The sequence below is a fragment of the Sphingobacterium spiritivorum genome (assembly GCF_016724845.1).
Taxonomy (GTDB): domain Bacteria; phylum Bacteroidota; class Bacteroidia; order Sphingobacteriales; family Sphingobacteriaceae; genus Sphingobacterium; species Sphingobacterium spiritivorum_A.
The window spans coordinates 1,231,845-1,247,595 of the sequence record NZ_CP068082.1 but is presented as its reverse complement, the minus strand read 5'-3'; the positions used below and the strand labels follow the sequence as shown (position 1 = coordinate 1,247,595).

The following is a 15,751-nucleotide window of genomic DNA, read 5'->3' as shown; positions in this document are numbered from 1 at the left end:
ATGTTTATTTGATAAAAATGACGCAGCCAAGCTTTTTATCAGCCCCTATGTTTGCTAATCTACCCTATTTTATTCCTGTCCGGACTGACAAAAATTAGTAACTTCGCTGTATGATGTTACAAGCAAAAGGAATCTATAAAGCATACGGTGACCTGCCTATTCTGAAGGGAGTAGATCTGGAAGTCGAAAAAGCAGAGATTGTGACTATAGTAGGTGCCTCCGGAGCCGGAAAAAGTACTTTACTGCATATTATCGGTACATTAGATCGTCCCGAGTCCGGAGAAGTATGGATCGATGGCATTAAGGTCAGCGGATTGAACGAGAAGAAACTGAGTGCTTTTCGCAATAAGCACATCGGATTTGTATTTCAGTTTCATCACTTGCTGCCAGAGTTTACTGCGCTGGAAAATGTCTGTATCCCGGCATTTATAAACGGTGTACCCAAAAAGGAGGCGGAAACAAGTGCCATGCAGCTGTTGGAGATGTTAGGCGTGGCTCATCGTGCCACACACAAACCTTCGGCTATGTCAGGAGGAGAACAGCAGCGTGTATCTGTAGCGAGAGCCTTGATTAATAAACCCTCTATCGTACTTGCGGACGAACCCTCCGGTAATCTGGATTCCGAAAATGCTGCTGCCTTACATCAGTTGTTTTTTGATTTAAGGGATAAGATTCAACAAACATTTGTCATTGTAACCCATAATGATGAACTGGCTAATATTTCAGATCGCACCATTCATATGCGTGACGGAAACATTGTTTAAAAAATGAGTGAAAAATTGTTAATAACATATGGTACCAGAGGGTTGGCACAGCGTATCGCCCGTCTGATGGAAAATAGAATAAGTGTACAACTGGCTTCTTCTGAAGATATACCGGGTATTTTAATCACTTCAGGTAAAGTGATTCAGATTCCGGCAGGAGGACAGTCAACCTATGCACATGAAGTACTTAAGGTCAGTCTGGATCAGGATATAAGCTATGTACTCCCTTTAGGAAAGGATGAGGTCAGTGTGCTGGCTGAAGCAGAGGTATTGTTTGAAGAGTACGGTATCCGGTTATTGCTGCCGGGTAAGGAGCTCATGCCTGATATTTTTGTGCTGGAAAATCCGGATAAGGATATGGCAATAAATATACTCCTTGACGGAAAAGATCTTTTGTCCGGAGAGCAAATCAGGAATAACAGTCTCTCGGGAGCTTTTGTCTTATCTGACTCAGGAGAAGAACAGGCATTGTGTTTAGTATCGGCTAAGGGCTAAGAGATGAAAAATTACAAGGAATATCCTTCGTACAAGAATGTGTTTTTGTTTGAACTGGATGATATACTCTATCCGAAAAAAGATTACATCCTGCAGGTATATTATCTTTTTTCTAATTTTATTGAATTCACGGAAACGACCCCAGATTCCAAAAGCTTGCTGGCTTTTATGCAAAAGCAATATGAGGAAGATGGGGAAGAGGGGATGTTCGACAGGATAAAGGAGCAATTCGGTTTTGCTGAGCAATACAGAGAAAAATTTGGTCGTATACATGTACAGGCTCATTTACCGCTCAAGCTTTTGTTATTCCCGGAGACGAAACAACTGTTACAGGATCTGCGGGATGCCGGTAAAAATGTAGCTATCTTAACAAAAGGCAATCCGCTCGAACAACTGAATAAACTTAAGCATATAGATTGGCAGGGACTAGACAAAGGCATGAAAGTCTATTTTATTGATGAGTTGAATTTCAGAAATATTGACCCGATTAGTTATATTGCAGATGAATTTAAAATTCAACCGGAAGAAATTGTTATAATTGAATAGACAAGTTATATTGATTATATTTCTGGCAGACACTAATTGCTAACGATTATGAAAAGATTATTTCCCATATTATTGATCCTTCTACTTTTTACTTCTGTATATAGCTGTAAGAAGTCCGATAATCCTGATAATAAAAAAGATACTGAAGAAGACATGATCAAAGATTCTGTCTTTTATTATACTAAAGTACTCTCCCTCTGGGAAGGAAGTATGCCTCCGAGCAATGTCAATACTTTAGATGATAAAGGTGTTGTACGCTCCTATACAAAAAAATATGCTACCGGAGAGGAAGTCCTGAAATATATGATGAGCCTGACGCCTTTGGTTAATGGTAGTCCGGTAGACAGATATAGTTTTATTGACAGGCAGGGCACCATCAGCGGAGAGATCGAAGAAGGTGTCAGTACAAGCTATGGTATGTACGTGTTTTACCTGCAGACAAGCTCTTCCGGAGATAATGCAGATCTGTATGTGCGGATGGTAGATAAAAACTCTCCGGCCTATCAGGCTGGTATACGTCGGGGAGATCGTATTCTGAGTATCAACGGACAGACGAATATTGATTACAAGACTCAGCAATCCCAGAGTTTTAAATTGATCAATGATGCCCTCAACTCTAAAAGTATGACCATTAAATTTGTATCTCAGACCTCAGTCACGACCGAAAAGCAGATTGTGAGTTCGTTGTACAACTTTGATCCTATTCTGGCCAGTAAAGTTATTGAGCAGAATGGTAAAAAGATCGGTTACCTAGCTTTCAGCTCGTTTGTCGCTATTTATAATAACAGGATTCCGACGGCCATGTTAAGTTCCTTCGAAAATATTTTCAGTCAGTTTGAAGGACAGAATATCACTGAACTTATCGTCGATCTGCGGTATAATGGCGGTGGTTCTGTCGAGACAGCAGAGTACCTGGCCAATCGTATAGTCCCGGCTTCAGCTAGTGGCAAACGTATGTATTCCTACAAACTGAACCGTAATCTGCAAGCCTGGGGATGGGCGAAGGAGGGAGGAGAATTTGGCCCGGTCAATTATGCTAAAAAGGGAACACTTAATCTGAATAAAGTATACTTTTTAGTAACCGAATCTACCGCTTCTGCGAGTGAACTTCTTATCAATTCACTAAAACCATATTTTAAAGATAATCAGAAGATGATCGGTACCTATGGTGCAGACAGCAGAGGCAACCGTGTAGTTGAAAATACATACGGCAAGCCAGTAGGATTTTTCAGAACCAGCATACCCAATACTGATGTGGATCTGTATGCAACGTCATTTCAGACTATCAATGCAGATAATTATGGTGATTATTTCGCTGGCTTGACTCCGGACAGAAGTACATATGAAGATTATTTTAAAGATTTTGGAGATCCTCAGGAAGGGATGATTGCAGAAGCCCTGCATTATAGTCTTAATGGAAGCTGGTTATCCAGTACTTCTAAGACAGCTCTGGCTTCTGTCAACAAGCTGCGAAATGAAAAGTATATAAACCGACAGAGTATAGATACCCGTGCCCATGCAAATGGCATGTATAAGTTTCAGACGGGACGGTCAAAATAAATGTAAATGTTTAAAAGATTCCTTACTTTGCAAAGTAGGATTGATACAGATAGCTATGAAGAAAGAAAAACCGGCCACAATAAAAGAAATAGCCAGAAAGCTGAAGATATCTCCTTCTACAGTTTCCAGAGCGCTGAATGATCATCCGAGTATTGGGTTGGTAACCACTATGCGGGTAAAGAAAATGGCTGAGGAGATGAACTATGAGCCGAATCAGACTGCCATTTTCTTTAAACAGCGGAAGACATTTACAATAGGAGTAGTGTTACCCAGTCTTTCAGAACCTTTTTTCTCTGCTGCCATCAGTGAGATTGAAAACTTTGCTAATGAGCGTAAGTATACGGTGATCATGGGCCAGTCAATGGACGATGCAGAAAGAGAATTACGGATACTGCAAACCCTCAAAAAACATCGTGTTGACGGTGTATTGATGTCCATAGGAAAGAATACCAATTCTTTTGATTTTATCAAGAGTATGGAAGAATCGGAGATTCCGGTTGTCTTCTTTGACTGCGTGCCCAATCTGAATGATATTGACCGTATAGAATGCGATCTGGCGACAGGAGTCTATGAGGCTATAGATGCTTTTGTATCGCGCGGACACCAAAAGATAGCCCTGATCAACGGACCGGATACCTTACTGGCTTCTGAGGAACGTAAGCTGGCTTATATCAAAGGTTTGAGAAAGAATGATATTGCATTTGACGATCGTTATCTCGTCAACACAGATCTTACCGAAGAGGGCAATGAAGAAGCTATGAACAAGCTCCTTACGCTATCGGACAGACCTTCTGCTATATTATCTTTCAATGACTTCGTCACACTGGATGTTATGAAATTTGCACGGCAGAGAGGTGTATCACTGAACAGTGATATCCATTTTATCAGTTTTGCAAACTATCCGTTATGGAAATATATGGAAAACCCTCCGATGGGAAGTATTGAGCAGTTTCCGGATCAGCAGGCTAAGAAAGCGGCGGAGATTTTGTTCAATCGACTGGAAAATAAAGAAGAGTATAAGCCTCAGCAATTTATCTTTAAGTCCAGATTAATACTGCAATAAACTGAACGTATGTCAATAAGCAATTGCGTCATGTGGCAGGGAAGCCAAACGCTGTTTGATTCAGAATTATAAACTAAAAAAGGCATTCAAAATTTTTGAATGCCTTTTTGTATAGGGTAGGTTATTGCCTACAAGTGGATCACTTCACCATATGCATCCGCACAGGCTTCCATAATCGCTTCACTCATGGTCGGGTGAGGATGTACCGATTTGATCATTTCATGACCTGTCGTCTCTAATTTACGAGCTACGACAATCTCTGCGATCATTTCAGTAACATTAGCTCCGATCATATGCGCACCTAGTAATTCACCGTATTTAGCATCGAAAATTACTTTTACAAAGCCATCTTTAGCTCCGGCAGCAGAAGCTTTTCCGGATGCTGAAAATGGGAATTTACCAACTTTCAGTTCGTATCCTGCTTCTTTAGCTGCTTTTTCAGTGTAACCAACAGAAGCAATTTCAGGTGAACAATATGTACATCCCGGAATATTATTATAATCGATAGCTTCTACGTGAAGACCTTTTATTTTTTCCACACAAGTGATTGCTTCAGCAGAAGCAACGTGAGCCAGTGCCTGACCTTTTACGATATCACCTATAGCATATACACCTTCTACATTTGTTTTGTAGAAATCGTCAACAAGTACACGACCCTTGTCTGTTTTTACACCTGTTTCTTCAAGACCGATATTCTCGATATTTGGCGTAATACCTACAGCCGAAAGTACAATCTCCGCTTCCAGAGTTTCTACGCCTTTAGCTGTTTTGATGCTTACTTTACTTAACTCACCTTTTGTGTCTACAGACTGAACTTCAGATTTTGTTAAGATATTGATACCTGCTTTTTTAAGACTTTTCTCCAATTGTTTGGATACTTCTTCATCCTCTACAGGAACGATACGATCCATGAATTCTACGATAGTGACCTGCGTACCCATCGCATTGTAGAAATAAGCAAACTCGACACCGATAGCTCCTGAACCAACGACAACCATTGATTTTGGTTTGTTTGGTAAAGTCAATGCCTGACGGTAGCCGATGATTTTTTTGCCATCCTGAGGTAGATTAGGTAATTCGCGTGAACGTGCACCTGTAGCCAGAATAGTATGCTTGGCTGTGTATTCTTTTGTCGCTCCGTCAGCTCCTTTGACCTCTACTTTACCACCTTTTTTGATTTTGGCAGTACCATTGATGACATCAATCTTGTTCTTTTTCATAAGAAACTGGATTCCTTTGCTCATCCCATCAGCAACTCCGCGGCTTCTTTTGACAATCGCATCAAAATCTGCTTCTCCGCCCTGAACTTTGATTCCGTAGTCCTCAGCGTGATTCAGATATTCAAAAACCTGTGCGCTTTTGATTAATGCCTTTGTAGGAATACAGCCCCAGTTGAGACAGATTCCGCCTAATGATTCGCGCTCAACGATCGCAGTCTTAAAGCCTAATTGAGCAGCTCTGATGGCAGCAACATACCCGCCAGGACCACTTCCAATTACAATGATGTCGTAATTCATATGATATAATTTGTCTTTTTTAGTTATCCGTAATTTCCGTTTTTCTATATAAATACAGATCCCGGATCCTGCAGATAATAATTTCTGTAGTTGATTTAGTGATGTGCAATCATGACTAAAAATGAACACACAATCTCCTCCAAATGTACGTATTATTTTTTAATCTGCCATGTAATGGAAATGCAATTGTTTGCATACAAATGCACTAAATCCATCTGGAAAGATGTCATTTGTCAGTTATTAGTCAAAGAGAAACATAGTCAGATCTTTGTCATCAAAATAGTATTACTTTTGAAGTTTGAAGATATTATTATGCTAAGACTTTTTAGACAAATCGCTTTATGGGAAGCGATCTCCACCATTCTCCTTTTCTTTTTTGCGATGCCACTGAAGTATTTCGCTGATATTCCTGAAGCTGTACGTATCGCCGGATCTATTCACGGCTTTCTGGTCGTTATATTTGTCATTATGCTCATCGTTTGTACAGTAGAGTACAAATGGTCTGTAATGAAAGCTCTGAAGTATTTTGTGGTATCACTGATCCCTATTGCTTCTTTCTGGGTAGAGTTGGATCTGAAAAAAGAAATTGCAAAAAATGCTAAAGGAGTTGCTTAATCAGCTTCTCCTTTGTTAATGCGTTCAATACCCATATAGGCATATGTAATTTCTGTTCTCCCGTGCGGAGTAGGAGTGCCTTCCTCATTCAGGTTTACAAATACCAGTTTTTCAATCGAAAGTATTGTCTTTCTGGTTATTTTATTCCTTACTTCACATTTCATGGTCAATGAAGTCGTGCCAAAAGCTATTGCTTCTATGCCGAGTTCTATGATATCTCCCTGTCTGGCTGAACTTACAAAGTTGATCTCTGAAATATACTTGGTGACTACAAAAGGGTTTCCCAGTTGTACAATCGCATATATTACAGCTTCTTCATCGATCCATCTCAGTAATGTCCCTCCGAATAATGTTCCATTTGGATTGAGATCCTCAGGCTTGATCCATTTTCTGGTGTAAAAATTCATGATTTCCGTATTTAGAGTTGAGGTATGTGGGCAGGGATAGTCGGGTTTAGCCCTTCGTGCGGAAGTAAATAGTGGAGATATTTCTGTACGATGTATTTATCCCGGATGGTAGATTCCCTGATCTGTTTGATAAAAAAAGAAGGGCAAATAAATCGCCCTTCTCTGTTATATTATTTAAGCGTGTATCGCCCGGTTAGCAGTTGCTGCCAGGGCTGCTTCTTTTAGCGCTTCTGTGAATGTCGGGTGTGCATGGCATATGCGGCCGATATCTTCTGCCGAAGCACGGTATTCCATCGCTACTACTGCTTCTGCAATCATATCAGCAGCACGAGGTCCGATCATATGTATCCCTAATACTTCGTCAGTCTCAGCGTCTGCCAGTACTTTGATAAATCCATCCGTATCTCCGGATGCTTTAGCACGTCCTGAAGCTTTGAATGAGAATGAACCTGATTTATATTTTTTACCAGCTTCTTTCAGTTGTTCTTCTGTTTGACCGACAGAAGCAACTTCAGGCCATGTATAGACCACACCCGGGATCAGGTTATAATCAATATGTGGTTTCTGTCCTGCTATTCTTTCAGCTACAGCGATACCTTCATCTTCTGCTTTGTGAGCAAGCATAGCACCTTTGATGACATCTCCGATAGCGTAGATACCCGGTACAGTTGTTTCCAGGTGATCGTTCACAGGGATCTTGTTGCCTCTTTCTTCTGTCTTTATACCGATGTTTTCCAGACCCAGACCCGCTGTATAGGCTACACGGCCTACAGAAACAATACAATAATCACCTTCCAAAGAGATTTCCTGACCTTTAGGATCTTCAGCAGTAACTGTTACTTTCTTACCTTTTACAGATGCACCAGTAACTTTATGACCCAGAAGGAATTCCATTCCCAGAGATTTTTTCAATACACGTTGCAGTTCTTTACCCAATCCGCCATCCATTGTGCTGATGATTGATTTAGCAAATTCCACTACCGTCACTTTTGCACCAAGACGCGCATACACAGATCCTAATTCAAGTCCGATTACACCGCCACCGATTACAATCAGATTTTTAGGAATCTCTGTTAATGATAATGCCTCTGTCGAAGTAATGATACGTTTTTTGTCTACCGGAAGAAATGGTAAAGCCGTTGGCTTGGAACCTGTCGCGATAATAACATTTTTGGTTGTAAGTTGTTCAGTTTTGCCATCTTCTTTAGTCACCAAAACAGTGTTTTTGTCTACGAAAGAACCAACCCCCTGAAAACTATCTATTTTATTTTTCTTAAATAAATAAGTGATACCTGCTGTATTTTGAGCAATGACATCGTCTTTACGTGCCATCATTTTTTTAATATCAACCTTTAGGTTACTTAGGCTAATCCCATGACCTTCGAAGCTGTGAGCAGCATTGTGATAATGCTCTGAAGAGTCTAATAATGCTTTGGAAGGAATACATCCCACATTAAGACAAGTACCTCCAAATGTACTATACTTTTCGATTACGGCAGTTTTTAAACCTAATTGCGCGCAACGGATGGCAGCCACATATCCGCCTGGCCCGCTTCCGATTACTATTACGTCGTATTGCATAAAGTTTGATTTTTATTTTGCTGCCAAAGTTAATGATTATTAATACTATTCGTAAGCAACAGTTTAAAATAAAACGGTTTTTACACAAAAAAGACACCCCGGAAGGTGTCTTTTCTTATGTTGTTTTTAAAGTCTGATTATTCTGCAACGATTTTACCTTGCATAATGCCGAAGTGACCCGGAAAACTACAGATAAAGGAGTAAACACCTTTCTCCAATGTGAAGGTGATTTTATCTGTTTCACCCGGACCTAATAATTTTGTGTGTGCAATAATAGATGAAGCAGAAGATTTAGGAATATATTCGCTTGCTGCTGCTCCTGCTGCCTCACCACCGAAAGTAGCGACATCAGTACCTGGTTTCAGGATAACGACATTGTGTCCCATTGATTCTTTAGGTTGCTGACCTGCATTTTTAAAAGTCAATTCCACAGGCTCACCGGCTTTTACGCGAAATAGATCTTTGTCATATTTCATCTGATCATTTCCTTCTAAAGAAAGGGTATTCGAAATCGCAATATTTTCGATGCCCGGTACAGTTTCTTCAGGGGTCTGTGTTTCTGTACTTGTTGTTTCTGTATTCCCTTCTGTCGAAGTTTTTTTGCTTTCACCGCCACAAGATGTAAACGCTACAGCAAGAGCTAAAGCAGGAATAATAAATAATTTTTTCATTGTGAACTATGTATTTAAACTTTTATAAAAATATGCAATATTTATGGTTTATCTAAATTATCAGTTCTTGAAGCCCAACTTAATTTGCTTTTTCTTTTCGATTACTTCGATAATACGATTATACAGGTCTATAGCATCAAAGGGTTTTCCGATCACGCCGTCGGCTCCGACCTCATAGGCTTCTGCTTGTTCGGATTCCAAAACAGATGCAGAAATGGTGATTATAGGCGTATTAGCCTTGACAGGGTCTGCGTGATTCTTGATTTCCTTGATTGCTTCGAAGCCGCTCATAATAGGCATATGTGTGTCCATCATGATTAAGTCATAATTTTTATTTTCCACATTTTCCAGTGCGGATTTTCCATTTTTGACAATATCCACCTCACAATCCCAGCTTTTCAGAATATGGGAAAGCATAAAACTATTGAGATCGTTGTCCTCTGCAATTAAAACTATCAAACGCTCGAACTTAGGTAATTGTGTATAAAGTTGTTCTATTTTTGAGTCTGTCACATCATAACTTTCAGCTTTTTCAAACCAGCACTGGAAGGAAAATTCGCTGCCTTCATTATAGACACTGGTAGCATCTACAGATCCGTTGAAAAGATCAGCAAGTCTTTTGACAATCGCTAACCCAAGTCCTGTTCCTCCGAATTTTTTGGTAATACCATCATCAGCCTGCTCAAAGGCCAGAAAGATTTTATTGAGTGATTCCGCACGTATCCCGATTCCTGTATCTTTCACACTGAACCGGATAAAATAACTGTTATCTTTTACTTCCAGTATCCTGATACTTAGGGTTACTTTACCTTTTTCGGTAAATTTCAAACCGTTGGAGATAAAGTTGCTTAAGATTTGTTGCAGACGTAGTGAGTCGGTTTTGACATAAGTAGGCAGATCGCTGTCAATATTCATCTCAAATTCGAGATTCTTATTCGCTGCTTTTATTTTGAATATTTTATTGAGATCATCAAATAAATCCTGAAATACCAGGTTCTCAAATTCCAGTTTCATCATTCCGGAATCTATCTTCGAAATATCGAGAATATCATTGATAATTAATAAAAGCGAATGGGAAGCACTGTCCAGCCGGTTTACCCAATCCTTTTGTTCACTGGAGAGTGTCGAACTGCGGAGCATCTGTGTGATCCCCATGATGCCGTTGATGGGTGTACGGATCTCATGACTCATATTGGCAAGGAAGATTTCCTTTGATTTTCGGGCTTGTTCCGCTTCCTCTTTGGATCGGATAAGCTCCAGTTTGGACTGCTCCAGTTCCGCATTTTTTTCTTTGATCTGAAGCTGGGTCAATACTTGCTGCATAAAGGATTTGACCTTTGCAATAGTGATTTCAGGGCTTAAGGGCTTGTACAGATAATCGACTGCCCCACTGTTGAGCCCCTGGATCAGATATTTGTCTTCTTTAGATATAGCGGTGACCATTATGGCAATGATTTCTCTGGTCTTGGGATTACTCTTGAGAATAGAGACAAATTCAAAACCGTTAATTTCAGGCATCTGAACATCAATCAGTGCAATAGCGATATCCTCTTTCCAGCATAGTCTCAGTGCTTCATTAGGATCCGAACTGCTCAGGATGTTTAATCCCTCAATATCTTCTAACAGGGCTTTTAAACTAATGATGTTCTCAATTTTATCATCTAAAATTAACAGATTTAGCTTTTTCATGTTACTAATTCTTGATGTTTTGTTTGTGTAGATCTAATATAAAATCAATAATTCCTTTGTTATCCATAATGCGATGATAGGCACCCAGTTTTATCGCCGACTCCGGCATGGTGGATATTTCTGCTATGGCAGGGTTTTGCACAATGCATGTGCCATTCATCTTTTTGATATAGGCTAATCCGTCTGCACCATCCTGATTGGCTCCTGAAAACAAAAAGCCGCAGGTGCCAGATTGGTATACATCTGCAGCAGATTCCATTGTGACATCAATAGAAGGTCTGCAAAATTGTACAGGTTCAGACGAATCCAGAGAAAACGTATAATCCGGCTCTACAAGTAAATGATAGCCGGGAGGAGCAAAGTAAGCTACTCCTGTCTGTATCTTTTCTTTATCTTCTGCAATCTTCACCTCGATTTTGCATTTTTTGGATAAGCTGCTTTCTATATTGGTTTCATATTTTGCATTACGATGAAGAATGACGATAACCGGAATAGACATATCCGCAGGCAGATATTTCAGGATTTCTACTAAAACACTGTAACTTCCGGCGGATCCGGCTAATATGATGATCTTCGGGTGATTCATATCTCTATCGTACTATGCAATTTTCTGGTAAATGTTATATTTTTTGTTGATCAGTTTAAATTTGGATGCAATCTCCTGATGATGCAAAGTCTCTTTTGAACCCAGACAAAGAAATCCAAAAAGACACAAAGACTCATAGAAGAGTCTGATCACGTTCTGTTGTAATTCCAGATCGAAATAAATCAATACATTCCGACAGGTGATAAGTTGAAATTCATTGAATACACCATCTGAAACCAGATTGTGAGAAGAGAATAAAATGTTTTTCTTAAGGTCGTTGTTGATAGATGCGGCATCATACATAGCGGTGTAATAATCGGACAAGGAATGGACGGTTCCCGATTTCAGAAAATTGTCTGAGTAATCCTTAATCTTCTGTAAAGAATAGATGCCTTTTTTAGCCTGTTCGAGTACGATATTATTAATGTCCGTTCCATAAATAAAAGACCGGTCGTATAGCCCTGCTTCTTTTAAAACAATGGCCAATGAGTACACTTCCTCTCCCGATGAACAACCTGCACTCCAGCTTTTGATCCTTGGAAAGGAGGCCAGATACGGGAATACATCTTCACGCATTGCTTTGTAAAAGAATGGATCCCGGAACATTTCGGTAACGTTTACAGTCAGCTCGATTATAAAATGATTGAAATAACCCGGAGTGTTTACCAATGCCGTTTTTAAGGCCACCAAATCCATTCTGTCGATTTCCATAAGGCGTGTCACTCTCCGTTTCAGGGACGCTCTGGAATATCCGGAAAGATCCATGCCATTTACATTCTTTACTAATTCTATTAATTCTTCTAATTCTGAAAATGAAATCATCTTTCAATCTAACTTAACCAAACCCGCATTAATGATATTAGTTTGTCCAGATCTATAGGCTTGCTGATGTAGTCATTCGCGCCGATCTGTATAGTCCTTTCCCGGTCACCTTTCATTGCTTTTGCAGTGACGGCTATAATAGGAAGCTGGGCAAACTTTTTATTTTCACGTATCTTTTCTATGGCTTCAAATCCATCCATTTCAGGCATCATAATATCCATCAGGACCAGATCAAAATCCGGGTACTTGTCCAGCAGCTGTAAGGCTTCTCTACCGTTATTCGCGATCTCGATCTGCATGTTGTACGCTTCGAATGCTGTACTCAGAGCAAATACATTACGCATATCGTCATCTGCTATCAATACCTTCTTACCAGCAAGCGCTTTTTCCATGATCACTTCCCCTTTACTGTGGGTAGGTATTTTCTGGGTACCTTTATTACTCTTGAGTCTGTTCAGGAATAAGTTGACCTCATCGATGAGACGGGTATTGGATTTTCCCGACTTAAGTACCATCGCCTGTGTATGTCTTAAGATACGTTCCGTACTCTCCTGAGACAGTTCCATAGCCGTATTAATAATAATCGGCGTATGTTGATAGGTGTCTATAGCTTTAATATCATCCAGTAATTCCAATCCTGATTTATCAGGAAGGTTGATATCCAGAATAATACAGTCATATGATTTTTTAGCAGCCAGGATTTCCATTGCCTCGTCTGCATTGAAAGCCTGATCTACCACCGTATTGCGTTCGTTCAGAGAGGATTTGATAAAATCACTCTGTAAGGTATGATCCTCAATGATCAGTACCCGTTTGAGGGGGGTGGAGATAAGTGACTTTATTGTTTTGAATGCATTTTCCAAAGAATCTTCGGTAACCGGTTTTCTTAAGAAACCTATTGCCCCTTTGTTGATAGGCTCATCTTTATGAAGAGAAGCTGCCGACATCATGTGTACTGGTATATCTTTGGTCTTATCGTCGTTTTTGAGTTTTTTCAACACTTCCCATCCATCCATTATCGGAAGCATTATATCCAGAATAATGGCATCCGGCTGAGTCTGGATAGCTGTTTCCAGTCCTTCTTTACCATTATAAGCCACACTCGGATCAAATCCATGTTCCACTGCGTAATCTTTCAGAATTTCCGAAAAATTGACATCATCTTCTATAATGAGCAATCTCTTTTTACTGTTTACAGAGACTTTCTCTTCAACAGTGACAGGCGTTGTCTCACTGACCGGAGCCGGCTCGATCGCTTTATTTTCATATTCCGCAGGAATATCATTCTTCTGAGCAGGTCTGTAAGGAAGGATAAAAGTAAATGTACTTCCTTTGTCAGGCTCACTTTCCAGCGATATGCGCCCGCCGAGCAGCGTGGCCAGTTCCCGGCAGATGGATAATCCCAGACCTGTACCACCATATTTTCTGCTGGTAGATCCATCTTCCTGTTTGAAAGCCTCGAAGATCAGTTTTTGCTTTTCGGGTGCAATTCCGATTCCGTCATCCTGCACGATAAAATGAATATTGCTGTTAACATGTTTATATGCCAATTCTATCTTGCCTCCGTTTAAGGTGAACTTGAATGCATTGGAAAGCAGATTTTTGAGAACCTGTTCCAGACGGTATTCGTCACACAGAAATGTAGAGGGAGCTTCCGGATCAATAGTGGTCTTGAAATTAATAGATTTCTCTTCTGCCGAAATTCTGAATAATCCTTCAATATTTCTGGTCAATGAATGGATATCAATATGGTCTTCGACCAGATCAATCTGTCCGGATTCGATTTTTGCAAGATCCAGAAGTTCATTAATCAGGTGCAACAAATCAGAGCCTGCACTGTGGATAACAGTTGCATATTTTATCTGATCCGTATTGAGGTTATGGTGTTTGTTATCTTTTAATAATTTGGCCAGGATAAGAATACTGTTGAGCGGCGTCCGGAGTTCGTGGCTCATATTTGCCATAAATTCGGATTTGTATTTACTTGCCTGCTCTACTTCATTGATCTTATCTGTAATATTCTTGCGGGCTTTGTCGAGATCCTCATTTTTAAGTTCCAGCAATTTCGCTTTTTCTTCCAGCTCATTGTTTGTCTGGGTTAACTCTTCCTGCTGTACCCGTAACTCCTCTTCTGAGGCTTCCAGAAGATTGGTTTTATAGATGAGTTCCTCATTGGTTGTCCGGAGTTCTTCCTGCTGCGCCTCTAACTCTTCCGTTTGTTGTTGCAGTTCTTCAAACATTTCGGCCATCTTATCATGTGCCTGTGTGACTTTGATCGCGATAGCCAGAGTATTGCCTATTTTATCGAGATAAGCATTCACTTTGCCTTTATGTTCATCTGAATCACGGATACAGATTTCTAATAAGCCTACGGTCTCATCTTCATAGATAAACGGAATGATGTGAATATCGCTCACCAGATCGCCCACCAGAATACTGTGACCTTTCAGTAAGTTGTTATCCACAGCTGCAATTACTTTATGCTGCTGATGAGTAATTACTTCTCCCGGCAATCCTGAATTGGTATCCAGATATTCCGGAACAGCATTTTGCTCCGTACCGAAAGTTCCGGTTAATTTGAAACCTTCGCCTTCAGGTAATTTAAAATATATGGCTCCCGCAAGGGCATGGATCGTTCTGCAAATACAGGCCAGCGCATAATTACCTAACTGCATTTCGTTGTAATTACCTCTTACTTCAGAATCCAGTCTGGAGAGTTGTTCCAGTACCCAGTTGGACTGTTCTATCTGATCTCCCAGCAATTTGAGTTTTTCAAAGCTTTCCTGTTCTTTTCGTAATGTTCTCCGGAGTACAGAGAATACCTGATTTACACGCACAAAAAGAAAGATCATAATTCCGAGGCCAAGAATGACAAGTCCATAAGTAATAAATCGGCTTATCTTCAGGTGATCATTGTTTTGTTTGATATATTTTGCTCTGCTGTCTACTACAGAGTTGATAATAGTAGTCAGTTGTTTGTGTAGCTGATCATAATCCAGTATAATGTCCTGAATAACGGCATTTTTGTTGATCTCAACATCCCTTTTGAGTTTCCGGTTATCTAAGAATGTCTCGACTTCAGCCCGGAAAGCTACTTCTGTACGGTGGCTGGGTGTATAAAATTCGGTAGTCTGGAATAGTTCGTTTAGATCTTCATCGATGATAAGATGTTTGTTTTTTATAATATCGAGCATCCTTGGATCCTGACTATTCGCATACAACAGCTTGTTGTTATTGACGATCCCCAGATTGATCTCTAAATTATTGATGGTATTGAATTTCTGCTCTGACTGACCGATTACGTCATCATTAAACCGGATACTTCTGTCAAAGGAAATAAAAAAGAATACTACTGCAAACAAAATCATTAAGAATGCAATAACAATTCCTATCGTGACCTGAGTTTTAAAGTTGATTTTATTCATTTCTCAAAGT

The 15,751-nt window shown here is 40.0% G+C and carries 14 protein-coding genes; 6 read left to right on the top strand and 8 right to left on the bottom strand.

Translation table 11 applies throughout. The features are described 5' to 3' along the window. Nucleotides 1-113 precede the first annotated feature (113 nt). The 5 genes from I6J03_RS05195 to I6J03_RS05175 are packed head-to-tail and all read left to right on the top strand — an operon-like array spanning nucleotide 114 to nucleotide 4,428. Entirely contained in the window at nucleotides 114-764 is a 651-nt protein-coding gene (locus I6J03_RS05195; RefSeq protein WP_198137121.1) for an ABC transporter ATP-binding protein, read from the top strand. A 3-nt stretch (nucleotides 765-767) separates the two neighbouring features. Beyond that, nucleotides 768-1,259: a hypothetical protein gene (locus I6J03_RS05190; protein ID WP_003007920.1), complete on the top strand. Its 492-nt coding sequence runs from the start codon at nucleotides 768-770 to the stop codon at nucleotides 1,257-1,259. Between the two features lie 3 nt (nucleotides 1,260-1,262). Beyond that, a complete protein-coding gene (locus I6J03_RS05185; RefSeq protein WP_003007918.1) occupies nucleotides 1,263-1,805 on the top strand; it encodes an HAD hydrolase-like protein in 543 nt (180 codons plus the stop codon). A 48-nt stretch (nucleotides 1,806-1,853) separates the two neighbouring features. After that, entirely contained in the window at nucleotides 1,854-3,365 is a 1,512-nt protein-coding gene (locus I6J03_RS05180) for a S41 family peptidase (RefSeq protein WP_003007916.1), read from the top strand. 55 nt (nucleotides 3,366-3,420) lie between these two features. Further along, entirely contained in the window at nucleotides 3,421-4,428 is a 1,008-nt protein-coding gene (locus I6J03_RS05175; RefSeq protein WP_232279730.1) for a LacI family DNA-binding transcriptional regulator, read from the top strand. A gap of 128 nt (nucleotides 4,429-4,556) precedes the next feature. Here the strand turns inward: I6J03_RS05175 and lpdA (I6J03_RS05170) are convergent, their stop codons facing one another. Next, nucleotides 4,557-5,945, bottom strand: coding sequence for a dihydrolipoyl dehydrogenase (lpdA, locus tag I6J03_RS05170; RefSeq protein WP_003007912.1), 1,389 nt, complete (start codon nucleotides 5,943-5,945; stop codon nucleotides 4,557-4,559). Between the two features lie 174 nt (nucleotides 5,946-6,119). On the opposite strand from lpdA (I6J03_RS05170), the gene I6J03_RS05165 reads away from it, so the two are divergent. Beyond that, nucleotides 6,120-6,560 carry a DUF3817 domain-containing protein gene (locus tag I6J03_RS05165; protein WP_003007910.1) on the top strand — a complete coding sequence of 147 codons (441 nt, stop codon included), beginning with the start codon at nucleotides 6,120-6,122 and terminating at the stop codon, nucleotides 6,558-6,560. Here the strand turns inward: I6J03_RS05165 and I6J03_RS05160 are convergent. From I6J03_RS05160 to I6J03_RS05130, 7 genes are all read right to left on the bottom strand, one after another. After that, a complete protein-coding gene (locus tag I6J03_RS05160; protein ID WP_003007908.1) occupies nucleotides 6,557-6,967 on the bottom strand; it encodes an acyl-CoA thioesterase in 411 nt (136 codons plus the stop codon). The genes I6J03_RS05165 and I6J03_RS05160 overlap by 4 nt on opposite strands. A 174-nt stretch (nucleotides 6,968-7,141) precedes the next feature. Then, on the bottom strand, nucleotides 7,142-8,548 hold the full coding sequence (gene lpdA / locus I6J03_RS05155) for a dihydrolipoyl dehydrogenase (RefSeq protein ID WP_003007905.1): 1,407 nt from the start codon (nucleotides 8,546-8,548) through the stop codon (nucleotides 7,142-7,144). 137 nt (nucleotides 8,549-8,685) lie between these two features. Continuing rightward, on the bottom strand, nucleotides 8,686-9,219 hold the full coding sequence (locus I6J03_RS05150) for a plastocyanin/azurin family copper-binding protein (RefSeq protein ID WP_003007903.1): 534 nt from the start codon (nucleotides 9,217-9,219) through the stop codon (nucleotides 8,686-8,688). 60 nt (nucleotides 9,220-9,279) lie between these two features. After that, the gene (locus I6J03_RS05145; protein WP_003007901.1) at nucleotides 9,280-10,908 is read right to left on the bottom strand and encodes a response regulator; all 1,629 of its coding nucleotides are present in this window, start codon (nucleotides 10,906-10,908) and stop codon (nucleotides 9,280-9,282) included. A 4-nt stretch (nucleotides 10,909-10,912) separates the two neighbouring features. Beyond that, complete coding sequence (locus I6J03_RS05140) at nucleotides 10,913-11,494, bottom strand: chemotaxis protein CheB (RefSeq protein ID WP_115169790.1); 582 nt, start codon at nucleotides 11,492-11,494, stop codon at nucleotides 10,913-10,915. Between the two features lie 12 nt (nucleotides 11,495-11,506). Then, complete coding sequence (locus I6J03_RS05135; RefSeq protein WP_002996808.1) at nucleotides 11,507-12,316, bottom strand: CheR family methyltransferase; 810 nt, start codon at nucleotides 12,314-12,316, stop codon at nucleotides 11,507-11,509. Nucleotides 12,317-12,324: 8 nt separating this feature from the next. After that, a complete protein-coding gene (locus tag I6J03_RS05130; protein ID WP_003007894.1) occupies nucleotides 12,325-15,741 on the bottom strand; it encodes a response regulator in 3,417 nt (1,138 codons plus the stop codon). Between the last annotated feature and the right edge of the window lie 10 nt (nucleotides 15,742-15,751).